27 protein-coding genes are annotated in these 24486 nt (G+C 60.4%); 2 read left to right on the top strand and 25 right to left on the bottom strand.

Annotation, left to right across the window (positions count from 1 at the left end; translation table 11 throughout):
- Window positions 1-166: 166 nt before the first annotated feature.
- Together amaB and ACFOGH_RS03135 are read left to right on the top strand one after the other, a co-directional pair.
- The gene (gene amaB, locus ACFOGH_RS03140) at window positions 167-1675 is read left to right on the top strand and encodes an L-piperidine-6-carboxylate dehydrogenase (RefSeq protein ID WP_380071597.1); all 1509 of its coding nucleotides are present in this window, start codon (window positions 167-169) and stop codon (window positions 1673-1675) included.
- Between the two features lie 157 nt (window positions 1676-1832).
- Window positions 1833-3503 carry a DEAD/DEAH box helicase gene (locus tag ACFOGH_RS03135; protein WP_380071596.1) on the top strand — a complete coding sequence of 557 codons (1671 nt, stop codon included), beginning with the start codon at window positions 1833-1835 and terminating at the stop codon, window positions 3501-3503.
- Window positions 3504-3603: 100 nt separating this feature from the next.
- On the opposite strand, the gene ACFOGH_RS03130 is transcribed toward ACFOGH_RS03135, so the two are convergent.
- The 25 genes from ACFOGH_RS03130 to ACFOGH_RS03010 all read right to left on the bottom strand — a co-directional run bounded on the left by ACFOGH_RS03130 (window position 3604) and on the right by ACFOGH_RS03010 (window position 24483).
- Window positions 3604-5280 carry a ribonuclease J gene (locus tag ACFOGH_RS03130; protein WP_380071594.1) on the bottom strand — a complete coding sequence of 559 codons (1677 nt, stop codon included), beginning with the start codon at window positions 5278-5280 and terminating at the stop codon, window positions 3604-3606.
- Entirely contained in the window at window positions 5277-6050 is a 774-nt protein-coding gene (locus ACFOGH_RS03125) for a type III pantothenate kinase (protein WP_380071593.1), read from the bottom strand. Before ACFOGH_RS03125 ends, ACFOGH_RS03130 begins: the two co-directional genes overlap by 4 nt.
- Before the next feature lie 10 nt (window positions 6051-6060).
- A complete protein-coding gene (locus ACFOGH_RS03120) occupies window positions 6061-6816 on the bottom strand; it encodes a biotin--[acetyl-CoA-carboxylase] ligase (RefSeq protein WP_380071592.1) in 756 nt (251 codons plus the stop codon).
- The gene (gene nuoN / locus ACFOGH_RS03115; protein ID WP_380071591.1) at window positions 6806-8239 is read right to left on the bottom strand and encodes an NADH-quinone oxidoreductase subunit NuoN; all 1434 of its coding nucleotides are present in this window, start codon (window positions 8237-8239) and stop codon (window positions 6806-6808) included. Before nuoN ends, ACFOGH_RS03120 begins: the two co-directional genes overlap by 11 nt.
- A 12-nt stretch (window positions 8240-8251) precedes the next feature.
- Window positions 8252-9775, bottom strand: a complete 1524-nt coding sequence (locus ACFOGH_RS03110; RefSeq protein ID WP_380071590.1) for an NADH-quinone oxidoreductase subunit M — start codon at window positions 9773-9775, stop codon at window positions 8252-8254.
- Between the two features lie 4 nt (window positions 9776-9779).
- Window positions 9780-12008, bottom strand: coding sequence for an NADH-quinone oxidoreductase subunit L (gene nuoL, locus ACFOGH_RS03105; protein ID WP_380071589.1), 2229 nt, complete (start codon window positions 12006-12008; stop codon window positions 9780-9782).
- Window positions 12009-12014: 6 nt separating this feature from the next.
- Entirely contained in the window at window positions 12015-12320 is a 306-nt protein-coding gene (gene nuoK / locus ACFOGH_RS03100; RefSeq protein WP_380071588.1) for an NADH-quinone oxidoreductase subunit NuoK, read from the bottom strand.
- A 107-nt stretch (window positions 12321-12427) separates the two neighbouring features.
- Window positions 12428-12919 (bottom strand): hypothetical protein, encoded by a 492-nt coding sequence (locus ACFOGH_RS03095; protein WP_380071587.1) that lies wholly within the window; start codon window positions 12917-12919, stop codon window positions 12428-12430.
- A gap of 39 nt (window positions 12920-12958) precedes the next feature.
- Entirely contained in the window at window positions 12959-13573 is a 615-nt protein-coding gene (locus ACFOGH_RS03090) for an NADH-quinone oxidoreductase subunit J (protein WP_380071586.1), read from the bottom strand.
- Entirely contained in the window at window positions 13570-13980 is a 411-nt protein-coding gene (locus ACFOGH_RS03085; RefSeq protein WP_380071585.1) for a carboxymuconolactone decarboxylase family protein, read from the bottom strand. Before ACFOGH_RS03085 ends, ACFOGH_RS03090 begins: the two co-directional genes overlap by 4 nt.
- Before the next feature lie 5 nt (window positions 13981-13985).
- On the bottom strand, window positions 13986-14489 hold the full coding sequence (gene nuoI / locus ACFOGH_RS03080; protein ID WP_380071584.1) for an NADH-quinone oxidoreductase subunit NuoI: 504 nt from the start codon (window positions 14487-14489) through the stop codon (window positions 13986-13988).
- 2 nt (window positions 14490-14491) lie between these two features.
- Window positions 14492-15529 carry an NADH-quinone oxidoreductase subunit NuoH gene (gene nuoH / locus ACFOGH_RS03075; RefSeq protein WP_380071583.1) on the bottom strand — a complete coding sequence of 346 codons (1038 nt, stop codon included), beginning with the start codon at window positions 15527-15529 and terminating at the stop codon, window positions 14492-14494.
- 42 nt (window positions 15530-15571) lie between these two features.
- The gene (locus ACFOGH_RS03070; RefSeq protein ID WP_380071582.1) at window positions 15572-15973 is read right to left on the bottom strand and encodes a hypothetical protein; all 402 of its coding nucleotides are present in this window, start codon (window positions 15971-15973) and stop codon (window positions 15572-15574) included.
- Between the two features lie 3 nt (window positions 15974-15976).
- Entirely contained in the window at window positions 15977-17986 is a 2010-nt protein-coding gene (gene nuoG / locus ACFOGH_RS03065; RefSeq protein WP_380071581.1) for an NADH-quinone oxidoreductase subunit NuoG, read from the bottom strand.
- A 4-nt stretch (window positions 17987-17990) separates the two neighbouring features.
- Window positions 17991-18494, bottom strand: coding sequence for a DUF3291 domain-containing protein (locus tag ACFOGH_RS03060; RefSeq protein WP_380071580.1), 504 nt, complete (start codon window positions 18492-18494; stop codon window positions 17991-17993).
- Window positions 18491-18898 (bottom strand): DUF5333 domain-containing protein, encoded by a 408-nt coding sequence (locus tag ACFOGH_RS03055; RefSeq protein WP_380071579.1) that lies wholly within the window; start codon window positions 18896-18898, stop codon window positions 18491-18493. Before ACFOGH_RS03055 ends, ACFOGH_RS03060 begins: the two co-directional genes overlap by 4 nt.
- A gap of 107 nt (window positions 18899-19005) precedes the next feature.
- Window positions 19006-19323 (bottom strand): hypothetical protein, encoded by a 318-nt coding sequence (locus tag ACFOGH_RS03050; protein ID WP_380071578.1) that lies wholly within the window; start codon window positions 19321-19323, stop codon window positions 19006-19008.
- Complete coding sequence (locus ACFOGH_RS03045; RefSeq protein WP_380071577.1) at window positions 19320-19634, bottom strand: hypothetical protein; 315 nt, start codon at window positions 19632-19634, stop codon at window positions 19320-19322. Before ACFOGH_RS03045 ends, ACFOGH_RS03050 begins: the two co-directional genes overlap by 4 nt.
- The gene (locus tag ACFOGH_RS03040) at window positions 19631-20032 is read right to left on the bottom strand and encodes a hypothetical protein (protein WP_380071575.1); all 402 of its coding nucleotides are present in this window, start codon (window positions 20030-20032) and stop codon (window positions 19631-19633) included. The genes ACFOGH_RS03045 and ACFOGH_RS03040 overlap by 4 nt, the downstream gene beginning before the upstream one ends.
- Window positions 20033-20035: 3 nt before the next feature.
- Window positions 20036-21331 (bottom strand): NADH-quinone oxidoreductase subunit NuoF, encoded by a 1296-nt coding sequence (gene nuoF, locus ACFOGH_RS03035; protein ID WP_380071574.1) that lies wholly within the window; start codon window positions 21329-21331, stop codon window positions 20036-20038.
- A 13-nt stretch (window positions 21332-21344) separates the two neighbouring features.
- Window positions 21345-21626, bottom strand: a complete 282-nt coding sequence (locus ACFOGH_RS03030) for a DUF5337 domain-containing protein (protein WP_380071572.1) — start codon at window positions 21624-21626, stop codon at window positions 21345-21347.
- A complete protein-coding gene (locus ACFOGH_RS03025) occupies window positions 21574-21834 on the bottom strand; it encodes a hypothetical protein (protein ID WP_380071571.1) in 261 nt (86 codons plus the stop codon). Before ACFOGH_RS03025 ends, ACFOGH_RS03030 begins: the two co-directional genes overlap by 53 nt.
- 8 nt (window positions 21835-21842) lie before the next feature.
- Window positions 21843-23060: an NADH-quinone oxidoreductase subunit E gene (locus ACFOGH_RS03020; protein WP_380071569.1), complete on the bottom strand. Its 1218-nt coding sequence runs from the start codon at window positions 23058-23060 to the stop codon at window positions 21843-21845.
- Window positions 23060-24295 carry an NADH-quinone oxidoreductase subunit D gene (locus ACFOGH_RS03015; protein ID WP_380071568.1) on the bottom strand — a complete coding sequence of 412 codons (1236 nt, stop codon included), beginning with the start codon at window positions 24293-24295 and terminating at the stop codon, window positions 23060-23062. The genes ACFOGH_RS03020 and ACFOGH_RS03015 overlap by 1 nt, the downstream gene beginning before the upstream one ends.
- The gene (locus tag ACFOGH_RS03010) at window positions 24295-24483 is read right to left on the bottom strand and encodes a hypothetical protein (protein ID WP_380071566.1); all 189 of its coding nucleotides are present in this window, start codon (window positions 24481-24483) and stop codon (window positions 24295-24297) included. The genes ACFOGH_RS03015 and ACFOGH_RS03010 overlap by 1 nt, the downstream gene beginning before the upstream one ends.
- Window positions 24484-24486: the final 3 nt, after the last annotated feature.

Here is a 24486-nt window from a genome sequence, read left to right as displayed (position 1 = left end):
TGTCTGCTTGGGCGATCCGCCGGAATTTACCACACATAATGTAGCGCATATTTGGCGCTATGTCGCAAATTTCGTCAGATCATGCGCGAAAGGCTGGCGCGCCCGCACTTGCGCGCGCGTTCAAGCCCCGGCTTAGTGCCGAAAATCCCTATCAGACGAGGCCGAAATGTCGCTGAACACCGAAGTGCAAACCCTGCTGGCCCAGCTTGGCGTCACCGTCAAATCCGGCCCGATGCCCACCCGCACCCCGATCAGCGGCGAGAGCCTAGGCGCGATTGCCGAAAACACCCCCGCCGAGGCCGAAGCCGCCATTCAGGCTGCGCATCGCGCCTACCGAGATTGGCGCAATGTGCCCGCCCCGCAGCGCGGCGAATTGGTGCGGCTGCTGGGTGAGGAGTTGCGCGCCAACAAGGCTGCGCTGGGTCGTCTGGTCTCGATCGAGGTCGGCAAGGTGGTGTCGGAAGGCTTGGGCGAAGTGCAGGAAATGATCGACATCTGCGACTTCGCCGTTGGCCTGTCGCGGCAACTTTATGGCTACACGATTGCATCGGAGCGCCCCAGCCACCGCATGATGGAAACCTGGCATCCGCTGGGCGTCATCGGCGTCATTTCGGCATTCAACTTCCCCGTCGCCGTCTGGTCGTGGAACACGGCGCTGGCGCTGGTCTGCGGCAATGCAGTGGTGTGGAAGCCATCCGAGAAGGCCTCGCTTTCGGCGCTTGCCGCCCATGCCCTGCTGGATCGCGCGTTGCAACGCTTTGCCGAGGCTGGCCACGCCGCCCCCGCAGGTCTGTCGAGCGTGCTGATCGGTGGCCGCGCCTTGGGCGAAGCCTTGGTCGATAACCCCAAGGTCGCCCTCGTCTCGGCCACGGGTTCCACCCGGATGGGCCGTGAGGTTGGCCCCAAGGTCGCCGCCCGCTTTGGCCGCAGCCTGCTGGAACTGGGCGGCAACAATGCGGCCATCGTGACACCTTCGGCGGATCTGGACCTGACCCTGCGCGGCGTGGCCTTTGCCGCCATGGGCACCGCTGGCCAGCGCTGCACCACCCTGCGCCGTCTGTTCCTGCATGACAGCATCTACGACGCTTTCCTGCCCCGCCTGATCGCCGCGTATAAGTCGGTCAAGGTCGGCAACCCGCTGGAGCAAGGCGTGCTGATCGGCCCGCTGATTGACGATGGCGCCGCCGAGGGCATGGCGAAGGCGCTGGATCAGGCCCGCGCCGCAGGCGGCACCGTGCATGGTGGCGCGCCTGTCACGGGCTTGGGCGGCGCTTATGCGCATCCGGCTCTGGTCGAGATGCCAGCACAGGTCGGCCCAGTCGTGCATGAGACCTTCGCGCCAATCCTTTATGTCATGCGTTACAAAGACTTCGATGACGTTCTTGAGAAACACACTGAAGTGCCGCAAGGCCTGTCCTCGTCGATCTTCACCAATGATCTGCGCGAGGCCGAGGCGTTTCTTTCCGCACGCGGCAGCGATTGCGGCATCGCCAACGTCAATATCGGCCCCTCGGGTGCCGAAATCGGCGGTGCTTTCGGCGGCGAAAAGGAAACCGGCGGCGGGCGCGAAAGTGGCTCGGATGCGTGGAAGGCCTATATGCGCCGCGCCACCAACACCATCAACTACGGCACCACGCTGCCGCTGGCGCAGGGCGTCAGCTTTGATATCGGCTGAAACAGGCGCTTAAACCGCCGTTTTCGCCACAATCCTTGACCTTCCGCGCGTATTCCTGTATGCGCGCGGCAGGGCCATAACGCCCAGACGCCGGGGCGCCCGGAAAGCAGCGTCCCTTCATTTCATGCGGGCCGAACCCGCATCACTCAGGACGCAGATGACCAAATTCTCAGACCTCGCGCTGGATCCCCGCGTGCTCAAGGCCGTGGCAGAAGCCGGCTACGAAACCCCCACCCCGATTCAAGCCCAAGCCATCCCACATGCGCTGGCTGGCAAAGATGTGCTTGGCATCGCCCAGACCGGCACCGGCAAGACCGCCAGCTTTACGCTGCCGATGATCACCTTGCTTGGTCAGGGCCGCGCCAAAGCCCGGATGCCGCGTTCACTGGTGCTGGCCCCCACCCGTGAGTTGGCTGCCCAAGTGGCGGAAAACTTTGATGTTTACGCCAAATACACCAAGCTGACCAAGGCGCTGCTGATCGGCGGCGTTTCGTTTGGTGAACAAGACAAGCTGATCGACCGTGGCGTCGATGTGCTGATCGCCACCCCCGGCCGCCTGCTGGATCACCACGAACGCGGCAAACTGCTGCTGACCGGCGTGCAGATCATGGTGGTGGACGAAGCCGACCGCATGCTCGACATGGGCTTCATCCCGGATATCGAACGCATCTTCAGCCTGACGCCATTCACCCGCCAGACATTCTTCTATTCCGCCACCATGGCACCCGAGATCGAGCGGATCACCAACACCTTCCTGTCGGGTGCCGTGAAGGTCGAAGTGGCGCGGCAAGCCACGACCTCGACCACGATCGAGCAAAAGCTGATCCAGTTCACGCCCTCGCGCAAAGACAAAAGCTTTGCCGAAAAACGCGCCGTGCTGCGCGCGTTGATCAAGGCCGAGGGTGAGTCCTGCACCAACGCCATCATCTTCTGCAACCGCAAGATGGATGTTGATGTGGTCTCCAAATCGTTGAAAGCGCATGGTTTCAACGCCTCGCCGATCCATGGCGATCTGGATCAGTCGGTGCGCACCAAGACGCTGGATGGCTTCCGCGACGGCTCGGTGCATCTGTTGGTGGCATCCGACGTGGCCGCGCGGGGCCTCGATATTCCAGCCGTCAGCCATGTGTTCAACTTTGACGCGCCCAGCCATCCCGAAGATTACGTTCACCGTATCGGCCGCACCGGGCGCGCGGGCCGTTTGGGCAAGGCCTATACCATTGCCGTGCCGTCGGATGAGAAATATTTGACCGCGATTGAAGCGCTGGTGAAACAGCCGATCCCGCGCGGCGAAGTGCCCGCAGGCGCGCTGGAGGGTGCATCGGATCAGCCCGAGCGCGCCCGCGAAGAGCGTGGATCGTCGCGCAGCCGCAGCCGTGGCCCGCGTGAACGTGGCGCAAAGCCGGTCGAGGCCGTGGTTGCCGCCGCCGTTGTGGCCGCTCCGGTGGTTGCCGCCGTCGAAGCTGCGCCAGAACAACAACCGCGCGCCGAGCGTCCGCGCCGCGAAGATGAACGCCGCCACGAGTCGCGCGGCGAACACCGCTCGGAAGGGCGTTCGTCTGAAGGGCGCGGCGAACATCGCCACGATCATCGCGGCGAAGGCCGCTCCGACAGCAATCGCGAAAACACCCGCACGGAAGGCCGCAGCGATCAACGGGGCGAATACCGCCGGGATGACCGCCGCGATCATCGTGGTAGCCGCGACAATGGCGAGCGTGTGGTTGGCATGGGCGATCATGTGCCCGACTTCATCCTGCGCAGCTTTGCGATTTCCACCGTGACTGCGGACGAGCCGGAAGAACTTGCAGCCACCGGCAGCGAAGGCTAAGCGCCTGATCAGAATAGCAAAAGGCCCCGCAATCTCTGCGGGGCCTTTTGCATTTCTGGGCCTTGTCACGCGGCCCCGGATCAAATCCGGGGCGGCAAGGTTATTCCGCAGCCAGGCGGCTGACTACAACGACGACTTCGGGCTTTTTGCCGATTTCTTCCATCGACACTTGCCGGACGATCTTGCGCAAAGCCTCGTCCATCTTGTCGTCATTGGCGAGCAGCTTGCGACCTGCACCTTCCAGGAAATCGGTCAGCTCGGTCTCAAGCGTTTCGGCCAAAGACCGCCCGCCCTTGCCGGTTTCCGGCAGGCCCATCAGCTCGACCCAAGCCTCACCAAGCGGCTGATCCTGCTCGTCCAAGATCACCGTCACCATCGCCAGACCATTCAGCGCCATGCGGATACGGTTGCGCACCACGCCATCCAGCGCGCCGATCAGCACCGAGCCATCCAGATATGTCCGCCCCGACTCGATGTGTTCCGCCACCTTCGGCACATCGCCGGTGATGTCCATCATCATGCCATTGGTGACAATCGCCGAGGCGATGCCAGCCTCAAGCCCGATGCGGGCATGTTCGCGCAGATGGCGGTGTTCGCCGTGCATCGGGATCAGCATGTCGGGCAGGAACAACCGATGCACATGCTCCAGATCCGGGCGGTTGGCATGGCCCGAGACGTGATACATGCCGTTGTTATCATCGACGATATCAACGCCCTTTTCCGAAAGCGCGTTCACAATCGCATAAACGCCGCGCTCATTGCCGGGGATGATCTTGGACGAGAACAAGAAGGTATCGCCCTCTTTCATCTCGATCCCCAGATACTTGCCGCGCGAAAGCTGCGCCGAAGCCGCGCGGCGTTCGCCTTGGCTTCCTGTCACGATCAGCATCAGGTTCTTGCGCGGCACTTCCAGCGCCTGTTCTGGGGTGATCGTCGGCGGGAAATCCTTCAGCACGCCGGATTCCTCGGCCGCTGACACCATCCGTTTCATCGCCCGCCCCAGCAGGCAAACCGAGCGATCCGCCATCCGCCCGGCCTCGGCCAGCGTTTTCAGACGCGCCACGTTCGACGCGAACGTCGTCGCCACCACCATGCCGCCCGCGCCCTTGATCAATTCAGCAATCGGGCCCTTCAGCGTGCTTTCCGAGCGGCCTTCATGCAGCGAGAACACGTTGGTGGAATCGCACATCAGCGCCTTGACAGGGCGTTCGGCGGCAATCGCCTCCATCACCGCGTCGTCCCAGCCTTCGCCGACAATCGGCGTCGCATCGCGCTTGAAATCGCCGGAATGGAAAATCCGCCCCGCTGGTGTGTCGATCACCAGACCACCGGATTCCGGGATCGAATGCGCAACGGGCACGAATTGCACCTTGAACGGCCCAGCCTCGACCGTATGCGGACGTGCTTCCACCGTGTTGATCGCATCCTTAGGCAGCCCATATTCTTCAAACTTCAGCCGCCCGATGGTGGCGGTGAACCGCCGCGCATAGACTGGCTTGCGCAGACCCGGCCACAGATGCGCCAAAGCGCCGATGTGGTCTTCATGCGCATGGGTGATGAAAATCGCCTCAAGCCGATCCAACTTGTCGGCCAGCCACGAGATATCCGGCATGATCAGATCAACGCCGGGGGACGTGTCCATATCCGGGAAAGCCACGCCCAGATCGACAAGGATCAGACGTTCCTTACCGGGAAAGCCATAGCCATAGACATAGGCGTTCATGCCGATCTCGCCGGCCCCGCCCAATGGTAGATAAATCAGCCGCTCACCGCTCATGCCGTTTCCTTGTTGTATTGGTTGATGAGAACCAGACCATGCATGGTCAAATCGTCCTCAATCGCGTGAAATAGATCAGTTCCTTGGGCGAACAACGAAGCCAGTCCGCCAGTGGCAATTACTTTCATGGGCATGTCCCGCTCGCGCCGCACTTCGCGCACGATGCCTTCGACCAGCCCGACATAGCCCCAATACACTCCAGACTGCATACAAGCCACCGTATTCGTTCCGATGGCGCGGGCGGGTTTGGCGACATCAATATGCGGCAGGGCCGCGGCGGCCATATGAAGCGCCTCAAGGCTCAGGTTGACACCGGGGGCGATCACGCCGCCAACATAAGCGCCGTCATGATCGACCACATCAAAGGTGGTCGCGGTGCCGAAATCCACCACGATCAGATTGCCGCCGTGCCGATTAAACCCGGCCACTGTGTTGACCAGACGATCTGGCCCCACGGTCGTACCCTGGTCGACACGCGGCGGCACCGGCAGGTTACATTCAGGCTTGCCCACCACCAACGGGCGGCAATCAAAATAGCGGTTGCACAGCACACGCAGATTGAACACCACGCGCGGCACGGTGCTGGAGATGATCGCCTCTGTGATCGCAGCTTCGGTCTTGGTCAGCATCAACAGGCTGGACAGCCAGACGAAATACTCATCCGCCGTGCGCTTGTGATCTGTGGCGATGCGCCAGGTGGCGATGAATTTCGCACCGTTCCAGATCGAAAACACGGTGTTGGTGTTGCCGCAGTCGATGGCCAGAAGCATGGCGCGCCCCTTAGAAAAACACCTCTGCCGCAGGGATTGCGACAGGGCCGGAGGACATCCGCAGGATCAGATTGCCCGCCGGATCAATGGTCTCAAAGGTGCCTTCGCGGGTCTGTGTGCCAGTGCGGGCACGGATCACCTCGCCCAGACGGGCCGCGTGGGTCAGCCATTCTGCGCGCAGGGCAGCAAAACCGTGGTTCACAAACGCCGCTTCCCAAGCCACATAGGCGGGGGCCAGCGCATCAAGGAAAGCCTCGGGCGTCACGCGCAACCCGGTTTCGCCCAGCAGGCTGACGGGCAGCACCGCCCCAGGTTCCACCGCCGACACATCCGGCGCGCCGATCAGGTTGACACCAATGCCAATCGCCAGATCAAAGCCGCCCGCGCGGGCCGAACTTTCCAGCAGGATGCCCGCCACTTTGCCGCCATTCAGCAGCACATCATTCGGCCATTTCAGGCTGAATGCCCCGGGCAGCCCGGTCAGGCTGACAAAGGCATCCCGCAGGGCCAGACTGGCGGCAAAGCTGCGCAGCGCAATAACCTCGGGCGGCTCTGTGGGGTGCAACAAAAGCGTGCCATAGAAATTACCACGCGGGCTGGCCCAAGGCCGCGCCCGCCTGCCCCGGCCCGCCGATTGCTCCAACCCCAGAAACCACGCAGGCCCCGGTGTCTCCGGGGCCATACGCAAGGCATAGGCGTTGGTGCTATCGACCGTTTGCAGAACGTGGCGCGCCACGCCTGCAGGCCAGACCGCCTTATCCGACAAGAGCTGCCGCCGCCGTTGCGGCCACCGCTTCGATGCCGAACAGGTTGACCACGCCCAGCAGCATCACCGCTGCCACCGCCACCAGCATCAGCCATTGCACCGGCGCCATCCGGCTGGAAGCCCCCGCCGTTTCACGCCCGAAGTACATGAAGAACACGATGCGCAGGTAGTAGAACGCACCGATCACCGACGCGACTGCGCCAGCCAGCGCCAGCCAGGTCATCCCGGCATCCACGGCAGCTTTCAGCACATAGAACTTCCCGAAAAAGCCCAGCATCGGCGGCACACCAGCCAAGCTGAACATCAGGATCAGCACCGCCAGCGCCTTTAACGGCTCGCGTTTCGAGAAAAGGTTCAGGCTGTCGATATCGCTGATGGATTTGCCATCCTTCTCCAGCGACATGATGAAGGCAAAGGTGCCAAGGTTCATGGTGACATAGATCGCCATGTAGATCAGCATGGCCTGCACGCCTTCTGCCGTGCCAGCGGCCAGACCGACCAAGGCATAGCCCATATGCGCGATCGACGAATAGGCCATCAGCCGCTTGATGTCGCGCTGCCCGATGGCGGCAATCGCGCCAAGGAACATCGACACCACCGCCAGCGCCGCCAGAACCTGGCTCCACTGTGCGGGGATCGAGCCGAACGCATCAAACACCACCCGCGCAATCATCGCCATCGCCGCCGCTTTTGGCGCGGTCGCAAAGAACGCCGTCACCGGGGTCGGCGCGCCCTCATACACATCCGGCGTCCACATATGGAATGGTGCCGCCGAAACCTTGAACGCCATACCGGCGATCAGAAACACCAGACCGATGACCAGACCGATATGCGGCTCTGCCAAAGTGGACATGATGCCCGCGAAATCGGTGGTGCCCGCATAGCCGTAAACCAGCGACGCGCCGTAAAGCAGCAGGCCCGACGACAGCGAGCCGAGGACGAAATACTTCAGCCCGGCTTCCGTCGATTTCACATCATCCCGCTTCATCGCGGCCACCACGTAAAGCGCCAGAGATTGCAGCTCCAGACCCAGATACAACGTCATCAGATCGCCGGCCGAGACCATGAACATCATGCCCACCACCGCCAGCGCGATCAGGATCGGATATTCAAACCGCCCCATCTGATTGCGCGCCAGATAATCCTGCGACATCAGCAGCACACCCGCCGCCGACAGCAGGATCACCACCTTGGCAAAGCGCGCGAACGCGTCGTCGATGAACATGCCGCCAAAAGCCGCCACGCTGCCTTCGCCTGCAAAACCGATATAGGCGGCAAGGGCGATAAACACCCCCGCCGTCGCCCAAGTAACCACGCCCGTCAACGCGTCTTTGCCCGCGTAAACGCAAGCCAGCAGCGCCGCCATGGCGTAGATCGCCAGCAGCATCTCGGGCAGAACGTTGTGAAAATCCAAAGCGATCATCTGTTCTGTCCCTTAGTTCGCAGCAAAGGCCGTGACGGCCACTTGGTAATTATCGACAAGCGCCTTCACCGAAGGCCCGATGACATCCAGCACCAGCGCCGGATAGACACCCAGCAGCAGCGTCATCACCACCAGCGGCGCAAAGATCGCCCGCTCGCGGCGGCTCATGTCTTGGATGGTGGCCAAAGCCTCTTTCACCAGCGCACCGAAGGCGACGCGACGATAGAGGTAAAGCCCATAAGCCGCCGAGAAGATCACGCCCGAGGTGGCCACGGCAGCAACCCAAGTATCCACCTGGAAGATGCCAGCCAGCACCAGGAACTCACCGACAAAACCGCTCGTCCCCGGCAAACCGACGTTGGCCATGGTGAAGAACATGAACACCAACGCATAGGCCGGCATCCGGTTAACCAAGCCGCCATAGGCGTCAATCTCGCGTGTGTGCATCCGGTCATAGATCACGCCCACGCACAGGAACATCGCGCCCGAGATAAAGCCGTGGCTGATCATCTGAAACATCGCGCCGTCAATGCCTTGCTGATTGGCCGCGAAAATCCCGAGTGTCACGTAACCCATATGGGCGACCGAGGAATACGCGATCAGCTTTTTCATATCCGACTGCGCCAGCGCCACAAGCGAGGTGTAAACGATGGCAATCGCCGACATCCAGAACACCAGCCCCGACAACACCTCTGCCCCCACTGGAAACATCGGCAGGCTGAACCGCAGGAAGCCATAGCCCCCCATTTTCAGCAAGATCGCCGCCAGCACCACCGAACCCGCCGTCGGCGCCTGAACGTGCGCATCAGGAAGCCAGGTATGCACCGGCCACATCGGCATCTTCACCGCAAAGCTGGCGAAGAACGCAAGGAACAGCAGCGTTTGCATGCCACCCGTAATGCTCATCCCCAGCACCACCATCGGCGCGCTGTCAAACTTGAACGCCATCAGCGTCGGAATATCCGTGGTGCCCGCCGCCCAGTACATCGCGATCATCGCAACCAGCATCAGCACCGAGCCGAGGAAGGTATAGAGGAAGAACTTGAACGCGGCATAGATCCGGTTCTGACCGCCCCAGATGCCGATGATCAGGAACATCGGGATCAGGCCTGCCTCGAAGAACAGATAGAACAGCACCAGATCCAGCGCAAGGAACACGCCCAGCATCAGCGTTTCCAGCAAAAGGAACGCGATCATGTATTCCTTCACCCTCTCGGTCACGCCCCAGCACGACAGAATGGTGATCGGCATCAGGAAGGTGGTCAGCATCACGAACAGGATCGAGATGCCATCGACGCCAAGCTTGTATTTCAGCCCGACAATCCAGTTGGCCTCTTCAACAAATTGAAAGCCAGTGTTGCTGGCATCGAAGTCTTTCAGCACGAACAGCGAGACAATCAGGGTGGCGGTGGTCGCAATCAGCGCCAGCCACTTCGCATTGTTCGCCGCAGCTTCACCTTGGCCGCGCAGGAACAGCGCCATGATGGCCGCTGCCACCGCTGGCAGGAAGACGATGATGGAAAGAAGGTAATTCATGGTCTTAGTGTCCCACCGTAAGCGTCATCCAGGTCAGCAAAGCCGCAATACCCAGCACCATCGCGAAGGCATATGTAAACACATAGCCAGACTGCCAGCGCCCCGCGAGCTTGGTAAAGAATGGGATGATCCCCATCGCCACCCCATTCAGCGCGCCGTCGATCACCGCACCATCGCCCTTTTTCCACAGGAAATTGCCCAGCCACAACGCAGGCTTGACGAAGATGACGTCATACAGCTCGTCAAAGTACCATTTGTTCAGCAGGAACAGATACAGCGGACGTTGCTGTGCGGCGAGTTTGCCCGGAAGGTCGGGACGGCGAATGTAGAACTGGAACGCCAGCAGGAAGCCCAGCACCATTGCGATGAACGGCGAGACCTTAACCCATTTCGGCGCTTCATGCGCGTGGTGCAGCACGTGGTTGTCCGCCCCCAGATAAATCGCGCCTTTCGGAGCAACACCGGGCTCGGCATGCGCCGCCTCAGCCGTCGCCGCAACCGCAGTTTCGGTGGCAGGTGCCGCTTCAGTGGTCGCAGCCGGGGCCGTTTCCGTCGCAGGTGCAGCCTCAGCCGTTGCTGCCGGAGCAGCTTCCGTCATCGCCCCCTCTGCCGTCGGCGCAGCCTCGGTCGCAGCGGTTTCTGTAGCCGGTGCATCCTCGGTCGCGTGACCTTCCTCTGCGGCCTGCTCATGCGCCGGTTCCATGTTGAACCAGGCCCGCATCTTCGCCTCATCGCCGAAGAAGCTGTTGTACCAGACCATCCCGGCAAACACCGCCCCCAATGCCAGCACCCCAAGCGGGATCAACATCACCGCAGGCGATTCATGCGCGTGGTCATAGGTATGCGCATCACCGCGCGGCTTGCCGTAGAAGGTCATGAACATTAGCCGCCACGAGTAGAACGAGGTCATGAACGCCGCGATCACCAGCAAAGTGAAGGCATAGTTCGACCCGACCCAAGCGCTTTCGATCACCGCATCTTTCGACAGGTAGCCGGCAAAGCCGTAATGCGTCAGCGGAATCCCCACCCCCGTAATCGCCAAAGTGCCGATCATCATCGCCCAGAACGTCAGCGGGATCTTCTTCCGCAAGCCGCCATAATTACGCATGTCCTGCTCGTGGTGCATCGCATGGATCACCGAACCTGCGCCCAAGAACAGCATCGCCTTGAAGAATGCATGCGTGAACAGGTGGAACATCGCCACCGGATACATCCCCACACCGGCGGCGACGAACATATAGCCCAGTTGCGAACAGGTCGAATAAGCGATCACCCGCTTGATGTCGTTCTGCACCAGACCCACGGTCGCCGCAAAGAATGCGGTCGTCGCACCCAGCACCACGATCAAGGTCTTGGCATCCGGCGCATATTCATAAAGCGGCGACATCCGGCAGACCAGAAACACCCCCGCCGTCACCATGGTTGCCGCGTGGATCAGCGCCGACACCGGCGTTGGGCCTTCCATCGCGTCGGGCAGCCAGGTGTGCAGGAACAGTTGCGCCGATTTACCACAAGCGCCGATGAACAGCAAAACCCCGATCAGATTGGCCGCGTTCCAGTCCGCCCAGAGGAAATGCAGATTGGTTTCCGCCAGTTTCGGGGCCGCCGCAAACACCTCATCAAAGCGGATGCTGTCGGTCAGGTAATACAGCGCGAAAATCCCCAGCGCGAAGCCAAAGTCACCCACCCGGTTGACGACAAACGCCTTCATCGCCGCCGCATTGGCACTTGGCTTGCGGTAGTAGAAACCGATCAGCAGATAGGATGCCACACCCACGCCTTCCCAGCCGAAGAACATCTGCACAAGGTTATCGCTGGTGATCAGCGACAGCATGGCAAAGGTAAAGAACGACAGATAGGCAAAGAAGCGCGGACGGTAGCTTTCGCCATGCGCCCAGTTGTCGTCATGCGCCATGTAGCCTTGGCTATAGAGGTGAACGAGCGCCGAAACCGAGTTCACCACCACCAGCATGATCGCCGACATCCGGTCAAGGCGAATGCCCCATTCCGTGCTCAGCGTGCCGCTCTCAATGAACCGCAGCACAGTGATGTGCTTAGTATCGCCCTGAAAGGTCAGGAAAATATACCACGACAGCACCGCACCCAGAAACAGGATCAGCGTGGCCAACCACGTCGCCGCCTTTTCGCCGATCAACCGCCAGCCAAAGCCGCACAGGATCGACCCCACCAGCGGAGCGAACAGGATGATCTTCGCGCTCAGTTGCATATCCATGATCGCTTAGCCTTTCATCACGTTGACGTCTTCAACGTCGATGGTGCCCCGGTTGCGGAAGAACACGACAAGGATGGCGAGGCCAATCGCCGCCTCTGCCGCCGCCACCGTCAGGATGAACATGGTGAACACCTGCCCCACCAGATCGCCCAACTGCGACGAGAAGGCGACGAAGTTGATGTTGACCGCCAGCAGCATCAACTCGATCGACATCAGGATGACGATGATATTCTTCCGGTTCAGGAAGATGCCAAAGATCCCGATGACGAACAAAGCCGCCGCCACCACAAGGTAATGTTCCAGTCCTACCATTTTCGTCCCTCCGGGTCGTTGCCCGTTGCTTTCTTTGTGCAGGCAGCCCTGCGTCGTCTCAGCCGAAATGCGCGAAATTCCTTGCCGAATTCCGTGCGGAAATCGCCTTACGGCATCGTCTCGGGGTAATACAGCGAACAGCCGCAATCTCCGCGTGAGGCTTTCGGCGTATAGGCCTTGGCCAGTTGACCCTTCACCACTTCATAGCCACCGCGTTGTGCGTTCTTGATGAACAGATCTTCATTCGCCAGCTTTTTCTTGGCGCGCAGGCCATCGACAAATGCAAACAGATCACCATGCCCCGGCAGACCCTTGCTCGAGTCTTTCAGCAGATATTCGGCCTTCAACTGCACCAGTTTGCGCGTGGCACAGTTGACCAGCGTGTATTTCTCTTTGGTGCCTGTGGCGTCGGATTCATCGGTTTCAAAACCGACATAGCCGTTGCCCTCATCAATCGCCGGGTTTTCGCGGTGCTTGCCAAAGGCATTGGTGGCTTCGCTGCCGCATTTTTTCAGATCGCGCACGACCTGTTTCTGATCAGCCAAAGCCGGGCCAACCGCCAGCATCGCGATAACGAAGGGAAGAACGAAAGCTTTCATCTGCACCACTCCATTGTTACATCAAATCTCAGGCCAGCCTTACAGCCCCTGCCCCGGCTTCGGGTCCATCAGCTCCATCGCCTTCGCCGGGTCGCGCCACATCTGGTGCAGCACGTTCTGGCGTTTCACATCCTTGCGGTGGCGCAGCGTCAACAGGATCGCACCGATCATCGCGACCAGCAGCACCAGGGCCGAAAGCTGGAACAACAGCAGATATTTGTCATAGATCAGCAGACCCAGCGCGCGGGTGTTCTCCATCTGCGCCATGTCCGGCGTGATCGCCGCGCGCAGCCCCATCGCGCCATCGGCTTGCACCCAAGCGCCGACGCCCAACACCAGTTGCATGATGATGATCACGCCGACCAGCAGCCCCAAGGGCATGTAGCGCGACATCTCGCCCTTCAATTCCTCAAAATCCACGTCCAGCATCATCACCACGAACAGGAACAGCACCGCCACAGCACCCACGTAGACGATGATCAGCAGCATGGCGACAAACTCCGCCCCCAGCAGCACGAACAACCCCGCCGAGGACAAGAACGCCAGGATCAGCCACAGCACCGAATGCACTGGGTTGCGCGACAGCACCACCAACAATCCCGCCGCAATAGTGACGGTGGAAAACGCATAAAAGGCCAGATCTGCAACGCTCATGGCGCTTTCTCCTCGGTTTCTGCGAACACGGCCTGCGCCGTCTCCAAAGCTTTCTGCATGGCGGGCGGGCCGCCGAACATCGACATTTGCCAGATCACTTCCGCGATCTCGCGCTTGGTGGCCCCAGCGGCCAGCGCATTCTTCACCGTCACCCGCATCTGCGGCTCGCCCAGCGGGCCAAGCACGGTCAGTGCCGCGATGGTCACAAGGAAGCGCGTGCGGGCGTCGAGGCCTTCGGGGTTGAAGGTCTTGCCAAAGAACGCCTCAAGCATTTCCTTCGGCATCATTGGAAACAGCTTCTCAAACGCCTTCACATCCACGCCTTCCAAACCGGGCGTGAAAGCCGAGGCCATTTTCTGGCCCTGCTCCATCATCTGCTTGAAAATCTGGTTGAATGCGTCGGTCATGCCATTCACCGATACGGCGCGTCGAGTTCAAGATTGCGCGCAATCTCGGCTTCCCAACGCGCGCCATTGGCCAGCAACTTGTCCTTGTTGTAGAACAATTCCTCACGCGTCTCAGTGGCGAATTCGAAATTCGGCCCCTCGACAATTGCATCCACCGGGCAAGCCTCTTGGCAGAAGCCGCAATAGATGCATTTGGTCATGTCGATGTCATAGCGCGTGGTGCGGCGGCTGCCATCCTCGCGCGGTTCGGCATCAATGGTGATCGCCTGCGCCGGGCAAACCGCTTCGCAGAGCTTGCAGGCAATGCAACGTTCCTCGCCATTCGGATAGCGGCGCAAAGCATGTTCACCACGGAAACGGGGCGAAAGCGGCCCCTTTTCATGCGGATAGTTCAGCGTCGATTTCGGCGCAAAGAAGTATTTGAAGCCAAGGCCAAAGCCCTTGAGGAAGTCAAACAGCAGGAAATACTTCGCCGCGCGGCCATAGTCAGTTGTGCGTGCCGGTCCCATGATCAGCCTCCCATCGTCCAGCGGGCCCAGAAGTGCCCGAATACTTCATATTTCGCCAAGAACGACACGATCACCACCCAAGCCAGCGACAGCGGCAGGAACACTTTCCAGCCAATCCGCATCAACTGGTCATAGCGGTAGCGCGGCACGATGGCCTTCACCATGGCGAACATGAAGAAGAACACCCACATCTTCGCAACCATCCACCACCAGCCATCGGCCAGACCGGGGATCGGCGACAGCCAGCCGCCGAAGAACAGCAGCGAGATCAGCGCGCACATCAGGAAGATCGCGATATATTCGCCCGCCATGAACAACAGATACGGCGTCGAGGAATATTCCACCATGAAGCCCGCAACCAGTTCCGACTCCGCTTCCGGCAAGTCGAACGGCGGGCGGTTGGTTTCGGCCAAAGCACTGATGAAGAACAGGAAGACCATCGGGAAATGTGGCAGCCAATACCAGTTCAGCAGACCCAGATTGCCCGATTGGGCGTGGACGATGGCCGAGAAACTCATCGAGCCGGTCGAGATGATGATGCCAATGATGATCAGACCAAGGCTGACTTCGTAAGAAATCATCTGCGCCGCCGACCGCAAAGACCCAAGGAACGGGTATTTCGAGTTCGACGCCCAGCCACCCATGATCACGCCGTAAACCTCCAGCGAGGATGCGGCAAACACGAACAGGATCGCGACGTTGATATCCGCCAGCACCCAGCCGCTATCAAACGGGATCACCGCCCAAGCCAGGATCGCCAGAACGAAGCTGAGGATCGGGGCAAGGAAGAACACCGCGCGGTCGGCCCCTGCGGGCACCACGATTTCCTTGACCACATATTTCAGCGCATCGGCTACCGATTGCAAAAGGCCAAACGGCCCCACCACGTTCGGGCCCTTGCGCATCTGCACTGCGGCCCAGATCTTGCGGTCGCCGTAAACAAGGAACAGCAAGCTCAGCATCACAAAAGCAACGATGGCAAGGCTTTGCAGCGCTATCAACAGCGCTATCCCCAGCCCGGTTTGCAAAAAGTCAGCCATGATCCCTCACGTTCCCTTAACCCGTTGGCCCTTATTTCGGCCCTAAACCGTCGGTATTCCCTGCGCACCACAATCGCGCACGGTCACTTCAGCATCTATCGTCTTCACACCACGGGGGAGTGCAGCCGAGATGGTGTAAACCGCATCCCCCCGCCAAACACCACCCTTGATCGCCACATTCGTGCGCACATGACGCGCAAATCCAAAGCCCCGGATCAGGGCATATTGCGCCGCAGCGCAGGCAGCGTAAGCCGCCACATCCGCATCATCGCGCGCACCCGTCATCGCCACCCGGAAATTCACCAGATCGCCGTCCAGCAGGATCGTCTCGATCCCCTTATAGCTGGGGTTGAACGCCACATCCTTTTTCGGCGTCTCGCCCGCGCAAGCGAACAGCCCGCCCAAGGCGGCCAGTCCGATCACAAAGGGGGCGAGAGGCCGCATGCCTTACTCTGCCGCCATCGCGGTTTTGGCGCGGTCGGCTTCCATCGCCGCCAACTCGCCCATCACCTTGCTGGCACGTGCAATCGGGTTGGTCAGATAGAAACCCTTGAAGGCATTGCGGAACGTGGCCTTGCCCATATCGCGCAGCGCAACCGGCTGCCAATCATTGACGGGCACATGATCGAGCATCCCCAGATGCGGATGCGCCACGACAATCGCCTTGCGCAACGCAGCGAGGCTATCCCACGGCAGGGTCTTTCCGACTTCCGCCGAAAACGCCCGCAAGATCGCCCAACCCTCTTTCGCCTCACCCGGCGCGAACCCTGCGCGCTGCGCCAGTTGCGGGCGGCCTTCGGTGTTCACGAACAAGCCGCTTTCTTCCGTATAAGCCGCCGCCGGGAAGATGATGTCGGCACGGTTCGCGCCCCGGTCGCCGTGGCTGCCTTGATAGATCACGAACGGACCTGCCGCGATTTCAACCTCATCCGCGCCAAGGTTATAGATCACCTCGGCCCCTTCGACCGCCGCAGCCAGCCCGCCCTCGGTCACAGCGCCCACGTCCATCGCACCCACGCGAGAAGCCGCCGTGTGCAGCACCAGCAACTTGGCCCCTGCCCCCTGCGCATAAGCCATGGCATGCGCCAGCACCGCCTCGCCATCCGCCTCGTTCAGCGCACCTTGGCCGACGATCACGATGGTGTTCGGCTTTTCCGTCACCTTGCCCACCAGATCGGCCAAAGCAGCTCGATCCGTTCCCATGTGCTTGTAATCATAGGTCAGATCAACCGCTTCACCGATCAGCCCGACATTCGCGCCCGCCGTCCAAGCCTTGCGTATCCGCGCGTTCAGCACCGGGCTTTCCACCCGAGGATTGGTGCCGATCAGCAAAATCGTCTTTGCGGTATCAATATCCTCAATCGCCGCCGTGCCGACGTAAGCAGAGCGGTTTCCCATCGGCAAACGCGCGCCATCGGTGCGGCTTTCCACCTTGCCGCCCAAGGATTCAACCAGCGCCTTCAACGAATAAGCCGCCTCAACCGGGGCCAGATCACCGACCAGACCGGCGATCTTTTTGCCCTTCACCGCAGCCGCCGCCATGGTCAGCGCCTCGTGCCAGTTCGATTTGCGCAAACGGCCATTCTCGCGCACATAGGGCACGTCCAACCGCTGACGGCGCAGACCATCCCAGACAAAACGCGTCTTGTCGGAAATCCATTCCTCGTTCACGCCGTCATGGTTGCGCGGCAAAATCCGCATCACTTCGCGGCCCTTGGTGTCGATCCGGATGTTCGACCCCAGTGCGTCCATCACGTCGATGCTTTCAGTCTTGGTCAATTCCCAAGGCCGCGCGGTGAACGCATAAGGCTTCGAAGTCAGCGCCCCGACCGGGCACAGATCAATGATATTGCCCTGCAGGTTCGAATCCAGCGTGGCGTTCAGGTAGGACGTAATCTCGGCATCCTCACCGCGCCCGGTCTGGCCCATCTGCAAAATGCCCGCCACTTCCGAGGTGAACCGCACGCAACGGGTGCAAGAGATACACCGCGTCATCTTGGTTTCCACCAAAGGCCCAAGGTTCAGATCTTCCGACGCGCGTTTCGGCTCGCGGTAGCGGCTGAAATCGACGCCAAAGGCCATCGCCTGGTCCTGCAAATCACACTCGCCACCCTGATCGCAGATCGGGCAATCGAGCGGGTGATTGATCAGCAGAAATTCCATCACGCCCTCACGGGCCTTCTTCACCATCGGCGAGGTGGTTTTCACCACCGGCGCCTCACCATTCGGCCCCGGGCGCAGATCGCGCACCTGCATCGCACAAGATGCCGCCGGCTTCGGCGGACCACCGACAACCTCGACCAGACACATCCGGCAGTTGCCCGCAATCGTCAGCCGCTCGTGATAGCAAAACCGCGGAATCGCCACCCCGGCGACTTCCGCCGCCTGAATGATCGTCATCGCGCCATCGACTTCAACTTCGATCCCGTCGATGCTGATTTTCTTGAGGTTCGACATCCGCTTACTCCGCCGCCATTGGGGCACAGGACCGGATTTTCATCCCCTGCGCTTCTTTCAAATAAGACCAGCCAAACGCCCGGTCCGTATCGCCGTTTGCCTGCACTTCTGCAAGCTTCGCAAGGGCTTCGTCCAATGTCGGCTTGTGCCCCGCAGGCACCCACCACATCACGAAATGCATCTTGCCCAAAACTTCAAACCACTCGGCCCGGCGCTCGTAGAACAGACGATGCACAGTGCCAAACACAAAATTCTCCAGCGAGGCCGCATCCTCCCAAACCGTCAGGTTGGAAACAAACTGCGGATCGCCGCCAATCTTGGCTTCGGTATTCCCCGTCCCCGGCTCGCCCGAGCCTTCCATCATCCACACGAACCCCGGCATCCGTTTGCCAAGCCCGTTCACCCGGTCCAATGCGCCCATGAACTCGGCCACGCGCGGGTCGTCGGTGGGGGCCAACAGGCGCCCCACGTTCAACTCGGCCAGATGATATCCGGGCATCTGGGTCATTTGTACGACCTCAGCAAAGACCCTGCCAAAGTGCCCTTGGCGATCTCATCCCGGCCCACTTTGCAGTAGCTCTCGACATCGCCCTCAACCGCACCGGCGGCTTTCAGATAGTCTGCCGCCAAACCCTTGATGCGCGCCTTTTCGACCTTGTTCTTGCGGAACGCTTCTACCTCGTCCTCGGTGTAACCCTTGGCACGCAAGTAGGATTTCAACTCGTTCCACTTCGACAGCACGGTGAACATCTTGGCGCTGATCGACGGGCAGGTGTTGCGGATGGTGTCGCCCACCCGCACCGCCACCAGAGATTCCGTGACGCGGGCATCCTTGTTCAGCGGCTCTTGCGCCAGTGCCGGGCTTGCTGCCAGTGCAACTGCCACAGTCATGGTTTTGATAAACTTGCTCATTTTGGCCTCCTTGGCATTAACAGCCCGGACCATATCGCGTGAACCCAGCGATATCCCATGACAAGACCGTGTCCTGTGCAGGTTATCGCCCATCAAAACCGCGGGGGTCATGCGCACCCCCCTTTGAACTGCCAAGCACCACCAACAAAATGCCCATAAGCCGCGCGATTGACCGCCCCGCCGCGCGAGGCGCAGAACGCCTCTGCCGCGCGTTTGGCTTCCAAACCTTCGTCGTTGCCGAATGCCGAACCGTCGCGCGTCATCGCCAAAACCGCGCCCGCTTCTGTTGGTTGCAGATCAGCAATATACGACCGCCCCGCCAGTTCCACCGCCACCGGCCCACTTTCCGCCAAAGCCATCGGGCGCTGCGTTTGCACGCAAGCGCTCAGCCCCGCCACGCTGATCAAGGCGAAAGCCCGCATCATACGCAGCCCCCGACAAACACCAACTGCCCCTTGACCAGCTTGGATTTGGTGTTGGCGACCTCATAACCTTCAGACGCACAAGCATCCTTCAGCAACGCCACGCCAATCTTGCGCTCGTAAGACATCGAGCCGCCGTCAATCCGCCAGACCCGCACATCATAAGGGCCGGATTTGTCGTCCGCCGTCAGTTCCACCTTGTATTTGATCCCCTCGTGTTCTGCCGGAATGATCAGCCCCGCATAGCCCTCAGCCGCCGCAACCTGCGGAGCCAAGGCCAGACCGATCATCGATGCCAGAACCAAGCGCATCATTTCGCCCCCTTCAGGAAACGGCCGATGCTGTCCTCTGTGCCAGCCATCTTTTTACCAAAACGGCAGAGGGCCTTGTCTTGGTTGAACAGGCCGCGCTTGTCCAGCTCGAATGCGCCCAGATTATCGTTGTCGTCTGCCCGTCCATAGAACAGCAAAGCCCGCATGCCCTGACGCCCAAATCCTTGCGCAGCAGTGATCTCGGTCGCAGCCATAACAAAGCTTTGGTAGTCGCCATTGCCAATCGGCTTCACACCGTCGCACCGCTTGGCAATCTTCCACGCCGCGACCACCTGTCCAAGCGCTGCGGCCTTCTCATCGGACATCGCAGCAGCAGCGCCCGCCCAGACCATCGAGGTCAGGCAGGCCGCCATTGCAAAATACCCGATACCAATCCGCATCGCTTACTCCGCCGCCATCGCGCCCATGCGCCCGGTGCGCTTGGCCTTGATGCGATCCTCGATTTCCTCGCGGAAATGCCGCACCAGGCCCTGGATCGGCCAAGCCGCCGCATCGCCCAAAGCGCAGATGGTGTGGCCTTCGACTTGCTTTGTCACCGACAGCAGCATGTCGATTTCCTCAACCTCGGCCTCACCGCGCACCAGACGGTCCATTACCCGCATCATCCAGCCGGTGCCTTCACGGCAGGGCGTGCATTGGCCGCAAGACTCGTGCTTGTAGAATTTCGACAGCCGCCAGATCGCCTTGATCACGTCCGTCGACTGATCCATCACGATCACCGCCGCCGTGCCCAGACCCGAGCGTTGTTCGCGCAGCCAGTCGAAATCCATGATCGCATCTTCGCACTGCGCCGCATTCAGCATCGGGACCGAAGACCCGCCGGGGATCACCGCCTTGATGTTCTTCCAACCACCGCGCACGCCACCGCAATGCACATCCAGCAACTCGCGCAGGGTGATCGACATCGCTTCTTCAACCACGCAAGGGTTGTTGACATGGCCAGAGATGCCAAACAGCTTGGTGCCCGCATTGTTCGGGCGGCCAAAGCCTGCAAACCACTCCGGCCCACGCCGCAGGATCGTCGGCACAACGGCGATCGATTCCACATTGTTCACCGTCGTCGGGCAGCCATAAAGCCCCGAGCCTGCCGGGAACGGCGGCTTCATCCGCGGCATGCCCTTCTTGCCCTCAAGGCTTTCCAGCAAAGCGGTTTCTTCACCGCAGATATAAGCGCCCGCGCCATGGTGCAGATAGCAGTCGAAATCCCAACCGGATTTTGCCGCGTTCTTGCCCAGCAGGCCCGCGTCATAGCATTCGTCCAAAGCGGCCTGCAAAGCCTCACGCTCGCGGATATATTCGCCACGAATGTAGATGTAGCAGGCATTCGCCCCCATCGCGAAAGATGCAATCAGCGCGCCTTCGATCAGGGTGTGCGGATCGTGCCGCATGATCTCGCGGTCTTTGCAGGTGCCCGGCTCAGACTCGTCGGCGTTGATCACGAGATAAGACGGGCGGCCATCCGATTGCTTCGGCATGAACGACCATTTCAACCCGGTCGGGAACCCCGCCCCACCCCGCCCGCGCAGACCCGACGCCTTCATCTGTTCGATGATCGTGTCTTTGCCGCGCGCGATGATCTCTGCCGTGCCATCCCAATGGCCCCGCGCCCGCGCACCGGCCAAGGAACGGTCGTGCATCCCGTAAAGGTTGGTAAAGATGCGGTCCTTATCGTCGAGCATGTTCGCCCCTTCCTTACGTGCGGCGCGCGCGCCAAATTTGATACGTCACGGCCATGGCCCAGATGAACCCCGCCAAAGCCGCCAGATCGATCAGCAACGAGTACTTCAGCGGCAAGCCAAGTTCCGCGCCAATCTGCTGGCCTCCCATCCAGAGCAGCATCGTCCCGGCAATCACCAAAGCCACCAGCCTGGTTTGTCGCGCAAGTCGTGCCTCTTTCGGATCAGGAACTGCCATCTTCGCCTCAGTGATGCCCGTGCCCGTGGTCATGCCCGTGGCCATGGTCGTCGGAACCATGATCGGTGACGGTCAGTTCAACGCCGCCATTGCCCAACAGCACCGCATAAACGCCAAACACCACCAGCCCCACGATCACCATCCCCAAGCCGCCGACATTGCCCAGCCAGACCGCCAGACCCGCCGCGATCAAAGCGGCCAGAACAGCAACAAGCCAGCCGCCAGCCCAAGGCCCATCAACGCTTGCATGGTCATGTGAATGGTCCATCATTGCCCTCAGTAATCGTTGGTCTTGGCGCGGATCAGGAAGGCATCCAGCCCGATCTCACCAATCAGCTTGGCCTGCGCCACCCATTTGTCGCGGCTGACCCGGCCTTTGAAGCCTTTCAGGTTGCTGTCCATCCACGCCACATCCGATGCGCTAAAGGCCGCAATCTGGTGAAAGTGGAAAATCCCCAGATCATGCAACAGCTTTTCGATGACCGGCCCGATACCTTCCAGCTTTTGCAGATTGTCCGCCACGCCGCCCCGCGGCGCAGTCAGCCCCGCTGGTTTGTTATTGCCCAACGGGGCAGGCGATTTGGCTTCTGGCGTCGCAAGCGGCGTTGCTTCCGGGGCATTGCCATCGGCCACCGGCCGGCCTTTCGACATCGCGGGCGCTTCGTGCACAGTCGCTCCAGTTTTGTCAGCCACCGCCGCCGCACCGGGCTTTGGTTCAACTGCCACACCAACCGCAGCCGTCACAGCCTCGGGCATTGCCGCCAGTTTCGGATCAGCAGCCACGACCTTGGGAATCCACGGCGTCAGCAGCGGCACTTCGGTGCCATCAATCCGCTTCACCGTATCGCCAATATCCACGGCATTCTGCGCACTGGCATTGTAAGGCTTGCGCCCCGCCTCATGCGATTTCAGCGAGGTCAGACCCGACAAAGGCTCTGCCGCATAGCGCCCATTCTGCGGCCCCGGCACCGGCACTTCGCCATTGCTGAACCGCCCGATCAAGGCGCGCAGCTTGTCTGCCGTCAGATCTTCGTAATAATCCTTGCCGATCTGGGCCATCGGCGCATTGGCGCAAGCGCCCATGCACTCAACTTCTTCCCAGCTGAACTTGCCATCGGCCGAGAGTTGATGCGGCTTGTCCGCCACCAGTTCGCGGCAGACCGCAATCAGCTCTTCCGCGCCACAAATCATGCAGGACGTTGTGCCGCAAATCTGGATATGTGCTACCGAACCAACGGGTTGCAACTGGAACATGAAGTAGAACGTCGCCACTTCCAGCGCACGGATATAGGCCATGCCCAGCATATCGGCCACATATTCAATCGCCGGACGGGTCAGCCAGCCATGCTGTTCCTGCGCGCGCCACAGCAGCGGAATCACCGCCGAAGCCTGCCGCCCAGCCGGATATTTCGCGATCTGCCCTTCTGCCCAAGCCAGATTGGCCGGGGTAAATTCAAACGAGCTTGGTTGTTCTTTGTGCAGACGGCGCAGCATTAGCGGTCAACCTCCCCGAACACGATATCCATCGTGCCGATGATTGCAGAAACGTCGGCCAACTGATGGCCTTTGCAGATGTAGTCCATCGCCTGCAAATGCAGGAACCCCGGTGCGCGGATCTTGGCGCGGTAAGGCTTATTGGACCCATCGGCTTTCAGATACACGCCGAACTCACCCTTCGGCGCTTCAACCGCCGCGTAAACCTCACCCGCAGGCACATGGAAGCCCTCGGTGTAGAGTTTGAAGTGGTGGATCAAAGCCTCCATCGAGGTTTTCATCTCACCGCGTTTCGGCGGGGTGATCTTGCCGCGTGCCAGCACTTCACCCGGCTCGGCGCGCAATTTGGTGATGCATTGACGGATGATGTGGATGGATTGCGCCATCTCCTCCATCCGGCACAGATAGCGATCATAGCAATCGCCGTTCTTGCCGACCGGCACCTTGAACTCGAACTCGTCATAGCATTCATAGGGTTGGCTGCGGCGCAAATCCCACGCCAGCCCCGACCCGCGCACCATCACGCCCGAGAAGCCGTATTTCTGAATGTCGTCTTCCGTCACCACACCAATATCAGCATTGCGCTGTTTGAAGATGCGGTTTTCAGTCAAAAGCCCGTGCAGATCGTCCAACACCTTCGGGAAGGTCTCGGTCCAAGCCTCAATATCGTTGATCAGATCGGGGGTCAGATCCTGATGCACACCACCGGGGCGGAAATAGGCCGCGTGCAGACGCGCCCCACAAGCCCGCTCATAGAACACCATCAGCTTTTCGCGTTCTTCAAAACCCCAGAGCGGCGGCGTCAGCGCGCCCACGTCCATGGCTTGCGTGGTGGTGTTGAGCAGATGGTTCAAAATCCGGCCGATTTCCGAATACAGCACCCGGATCAGCGACGCCCGACGCGGCACCACCGTGCCCGTCAGCCGTTCAATCGCCAAGCACCAGGCATGTTCCTGGTTCATCGGCGCCACATAATCCAGCCGGTCAAAATACGGCAGGTTTTGCAGATAGGTCCGGCTTTCCATCAGCTTTTCGGTGCCACGGTGCAGCAAGCCGATATGCGGATCGCAACGCTCCACAATCTCGCCGTCCAACTCCAGCACCAGACGCAAAACGCCATGCGCCGCAGGGTGTTGCGGGCCGAAGTTGATGTTGAAATTGCGGATGCGCTGCTCGCCCGTCAGGGTGTCAGCGGTGCCATCATCATAGCTGTTCTGCCGGATATCGCCGTCCATCAAACTGCCCTCCAAGAACTCGATCCAACTAAAACCAGACCGTTGTCAGGGCTGGACCTTTGATTTTCTTGAGTAATCTCTGTAAACCAAGAAGATTTTTTTTTATTCCCGCCTTGAATTATAAGAGCGAAAACAGCAGCCATGCCGACCAAAAGCTGTCCAACCTCTGAAAGGGATTCATACCACATGGA

The organism is Cypionkella sinensis (genome assembly GCF_042646385.1).
Classification (GTDB): domain Bacteria; phylum Pseudomonadota; class Alphaproteobacteria; order Rhodobacterales; family Rhodobacteraceae; genus Cypionkella; species Cypionkella sinensis.
This window is presented reverse-complemented; position numbering and strand designations above follow the sequence as displayed.